This is a genomic window from Rudaea sp. (assembly GCF_036383415.1).
Lineage (GTDB): Bacteria > Pseudomonadota > Gammaproteobacteria > Xanthomonadales > Rhodanobacteraceae > Rudaea.
Genome location: NZ_DASVOK010000348.1, coordinates 1 through 4,438, shown reverse-complemented (window position 1 = coordinate 4,438; position 4,438 = coordinate 1). Strand labels below are relative to the sequence as shown.

Genomic DNA, 4,438 nt, shown 5'->3' with positions numbered 1-4,438 from the left:
CGCGAGCGGCGAGCCGCGCCTCGCGCTCGCAGCGGGCGGCGGCGAAATGCTGCGCTTGCCCGAGGCGGCCGTCGCGGTGTTCGTCGCCGATCCGGATGTCGCGGACGTGCACGTGCCGACCCCGCAGACCGTTTTCGTGCTCGGCAAGAAAGCGGGCACCACGACGCTGTTCGCGCTCGGCGCGAACAACCGGACGATCCTGCGCGAGACCATCGTCGTGAGCGCGGATACGGGTTCGATCCAACGCATGCTCGACGCCCGCTTTCCCCGCTTGCAGCTCGGCGTAACGAGCGCGCCCGGTTCCCTGATGGTGGCCGGACGCGTGCCGGACGCGGCCACCGCCGATGCCGTCATGCAGTCTCTCTCGCCCTATCTTCACGACAAGGAAACGCTCGTCAACCGGCTGACGCTGTCACGGCCGATTCAGGTGCATCTGCGCGTGCGCATCACCGAGGTCGATCGCAACGTGACGCAGCAACTGGGCATCAACTGGACCGCGCTCGGTCAGAGCGGGAATTTCGTCGGCGGGCTGTTCAGCGGCCGCGGCGCCACGCTGACCTCGACGGGCGCGTTCTCCATACTCGGCGGCTTCAACGTCGGCAAGTGGGCAATCGACGGCGTACTGGACACGCTCGACCAGGAAGGTCTCATCACGATGCTCGCCGAACCCAACCTCACGGCAATGTCGGGCGAAACCGCGAGCTTTCTGGCCGGCGGAGAATTTCCGATTCCGGTCCCGCAAAGCCAGAACAATTCGATCACGGTGGAATTCAAGCCGTACGGCGTCTCGCTCGACTTCACGCCGACCGTGCTGGCCGACAACCGCATCAGCCTGAAGGTGCGCCCCGAAGTGAGCGAAATCGATCCGACCAACAGCGTGACGATCGACGCGATCAAGGTGCCGGCGCTCACGGTGCGCCGCGTTGAAACCACGGTGGAACTGTCGAGCGGACAAAGCTTCGCCATCGGCGGACTGCTGCAAAGCAAGACAAGCGACGTGCTCGCCGAGCTGCCGGGTCTCGGCAGGCTTCCGATCCTGGGCAAGCTCTTCTCATCGAAGAATTACCTGAACAACAAATCCGAGGTCGTCGTCATCGTGACGCCGTATATCGTGCAACCGGCCGACCCCGGACGCCTGCGCCAGCCGATCGACGCCCTCGTCAGGCCGAGCAGCGACATCGAATATGTTTTGCAGCGCAAGCTGGGCGGCGATCCGCTGTCGGGCACCGTGCCGCGCCTCGTGGGCGCAGCGGGCTTCATCTACTGACTGGACTGCAAAGGAACACGCCATGCCTTCTCGTCTTGCCGCTCTCCTCGCCTGTGCCGCGCTGCCGCTCGCGCTCACCGCGTGCCTGTCGGCCACGCCGCCGATCGGATTGCCCAGTGCGTCGGTCGTCGGCTTCGACGGACGCAACGCGATTGCGCCGGATTGCGCGACGCTCGTCGAGCCGTCGCATCTGACCGATGCGGGCGCCGCGCGCCCGAGCGTGCCGTTCGGCTGCGCGACCTACACGAATCTCGCGGTCATGCTGGCGCGTCCGGCCGATCTGGTCGAACCGCTGCCCTACGCCGGAGCCGGCGCGGCAACCGCTGCAGGCGCGGTGCGCCGCTTCGACGAAGGACGCGTGAAGCAGCCCAACGCCACGTCGACCACCACGCAACTGACCCACTGACGGCTAGCCACGCCCCATGAATGCGCTCGATCTGTTTCGCCCCGCCATCGCCAATGCCGAAGCTGTGGACCTGCTCGCGGTCTTCTCGGACGCGGCCAGCGTCGGCGCCCTGAGAAGCCTGATCGCCGACCAGGCCATCGCCAACGCCCACGTCCAGACCGGCACGATCGACGAGGCCATCCGTTTGCTGCGTACTCTCGGCCGTCCGCCGCGACAATTGCTCGTCGATGTGTCCGGCTCGGAGATGCCGCTGTCCGACCTCGCGCGGCTCGCCGACGCCTGCGCGCCGTCCGTCTCCGTCGTGGTGATCGGCGAGCGCAACGATGTCGGCCTCTATCGCAGCCTGCTCGAAGTCGGCGTGCACGACTACGTGGTCAAGCCCGTCACGGTCGAATTGCTGCGCCGCTCGCTCTCCACCCGCGATCCGTCGACACCGGCGCGCGCGGGCAAGGTGATCGGCTTTGTCGGCGCGCGCGGCGGCGTCGGCGCCACGACGATCGCGGTCTCGCTCGCGCGGCATCTGTCGGCACGCACGCTCCGACACGTCGTGTATGTCGATCTCGACCTGCACGGCGGCGCGGCGGGCACGATGCTGGGGCTGCGCATCGGCAACGGTTTGACGGAGCTGCTACAGGAGCCGGGCGCGATCGACTCCCCCTCGCTCGATCGCGCCATGACGGCGGCCGGCGACCGGCTGTTCGTGCTCGCGTCCGAACTCGCGTACGAAACGGACGTCGCGCTGCGCCCCGGTGCGCTCGCCAACCTCGCGAACGTGCTCACGCGCCGCTTTCACTATGTGCTGCTCGATCTGCCGAGGCGCGACGGACGCGGCCTCGAAGAGCTCTTCGACGTCTCGCAGAACGTGTGTATCGTCACCGACCGTTCCGTGTACGCGGCCCGCGAGTGCGCGCGCATCATCCGCTTTGCCGAGGAGCACTCGGACAATCGGGATATCTCGGTACTGCTGAATAACCCGCTGGAGCCTGTCGCCGACCGCGTGCATGCGCAGGACTTCAAACGCGCGCTCGGCAGCTCCGTCGTGCATGAGTTTCCCTACGATCCGAAGTCGCTTGCGCGCGCGGAGAACCTCGGCGAGCCCATCGGCGGACGCGCGGGCCGCGACGGCTTTGCGGCCGCCATCGAGCGCCTCGCCGACAATCTCACGGGGCGTGAGTCCGCCGCCCCGCCCGCGTGGCACACGCAGCTTCTGAAGCGTTGGAGGAGTGCCTGATGTTCGGCGTAAAGAAACAGCCGCAGCAAGCGCTCTCGCTTGCCGATGCCGAGGCAGCCGAAACTGCCGCGCCCGCGGGCGCGCCGCAGCGGACGCCCGCCGACGGGCATGAGGCGCTCATCCGGTCGGAGAACTTCCGCAAGATCCGCACGGTGGTGTTCGCCTCGATGAACATGTCGGCGGCGCTGATGAAGACGCGCGAGCAGGTCAGCGCGGCCATCGACGAAATCGCCGCCGACCTGGTCGCGCGCGAGCAACTCAACGTGACGTCCGCCGAGCAGGCGCTGATCGTCGGCGAAATCGTGAACGACATGTTCGGCGTCGGACCGATCGAGCCGCTTCTCGCCGACGACGCGGTGACCGACGTGCTCGTCAACGGTCCGGACCAAGTCTACGTGGAAAGGCACGGCCGGCTCGAACTGACGCCGCTCAAGTTCCGCGACAACGCGCATGTGGTCAACGTCGCGCAACGGATCGCGGCGGCGGTCGGACGGCGCGTCGACGAAAGCAGCCCGATGGTGGACGCGCGGCTCGCCGACGGCAGCCGCGTCAACGTCGTGCTGCCGCCCATCGCGCTGCGCGGCGCGTCGATCTCGATCCGCAAGTTCTCGCGCCGCAATATCACGCTCGCGCGTATGGCGCAGCAGGGCAACATTTCACCGGAGATGGTGCGGATGTTGAAGGTGGCCAGCGCGTGCCGCCTGAACCTCATCATCTCGGGCGGCACCGGCTCGGGCAAGACCACGCTGCTCAATGCGCTGTCGCATCATATCGACGAGCACGAACGCGTCGTGACCATCGAGGACGCGGCGGAACTGCAATTGCAGCAGCCGCATGTGGTGAGTCTCGAGACTCGACCGGAAAACAGCGAGGGCCTGGGTTCGGTGACGCAGCGCGACCTGGTGCGCAACGCGCTGCGGATGCGGCCCGATCGCATCATCCTCGGCGAAACGCGCGGCCCGGAAGCGTTCGACGTGCTACAGGCAATGAACACGGGCCACGACGGCTCGATGACCACGATTCACGCCAACACGCCGCGCGACGCCATCACGCGTCTCGAAAGCATGGTCATGATGGCCAATGGCAACCTGCCGCTCACGGCGATACGCCGTCAGATAGCCAGCGCGGTGCATCTGATACTGCAAGTTGAGCGGATGCGCGACGGCGTGCGCCGCGTCACGCGCGTGACCGAGGTCGCGGGCATGGAAGGCGACGTGATCATCACGCAAGACCTGTTCGCGTTTCACTACGACGCGAGCGCGTATCAGGAAGACGTGAAAGGCAGCTTCGAGTCGTCCTCGTTGCGGCCGGTGTTCGCGACGCGCGCCGCCTACTACGGGCTCGAACAGGCGCTCATGGAGGCGATGCGGCCATGACTCCCGCAGACGTCGTCGCTGTCGGCGCGTTCTTCGCGATCGTGGTCGCGGGCCTGATCGTGGCGTCGCTGCGCGATCTGTTGCGCCGCCGGCCGCGGCAGCGCATCCAGCAGCGCATGCGGCAACTCGATCGCCTGCGCGTCGCGCGCGAGGCGGCC

4 protein-coding genes are annotated in these 4,438 nt (G+C 67.3%); all 4 read left to right on the top strand.

Annotated elements, in window-relative coordinates; all coding sequences use genetic code 11:
- The coding region (locus VF497_RS12975; RefSeq protein ID WP_330889355.1) for a type II and III secretion system protein family protein at window positions 1-1,267 on the top strand (1,267 nt) is incomplete at its 5' end.
- A 22-nt stretch (window positions 1,268-1,289) separates the two neighbouring features.
- The gene (locus tag VF497_RS12970; protein WP_327631801.1) at window positions 1,290-1,673 is read left to right on the top strand and encodes a CpaD family pilus assembly lipoprotein; all 384 of its coding nucleotides are present in this window, start codon (window positions 1,290-1,292) and stop codon (window positions 1,671-1,673) included.
- A 16-nt stretch (window positions 1,674-1,689) separates the two neighbouring features.
- Window positions 1,690-2,904, top strand: coding sequence for an AAA family ATPase (locus VF497_RS12965; protein ID WP_330889352.1), 1,215 nt, complete (start codon window positions 1,690-1,692; stop codon window positions 2,902-2,904).
- The gene (locus tag VF497_RS12960; RefSeq protein ID WP_330889350.1) at window positions 2,904-4,280 is read left to right on the top strand and encodes a CpaF family protein; all 1,377 of its coding nucleotides are present in this window, start codon (window positions 2,904-2,906) and stop codon (window positions 4,278-4,280) included. The genes VF497_RS12965 and VF497_RS12960 overlap by 1 nt, the downstream gene beginning before the upstream one ends.
- Window positions 4,281-4,438 lie beyond the last annotated feature (158 nt).

Excerpts from the sequence above, each read along its gene's own strand:
- VF497_RS12965 (WP_330889352.1), top strand. The coding sequence starts at position 1,690 with ATGAATGCGCTCGATCTGTTTCGCCCCGCCATCGCCAATGCCGAAGCT.
- VF497_RS12970 (WP_327631801.1), top strand. The coding sequence starts at position 1,290 with ATGCCTTCTCGTCTTGCCGCTCTCCTCGCCTGTGCCGCGCTGCCGCTC.
- VF497_RS12960 (WP_330889350.1), top strand. The coding sequence starts at position 2,904 with ATGTTCGGCGTAAAGAAACAGCCGCAGCAAGCGCTCTCGCTTGCCGAT.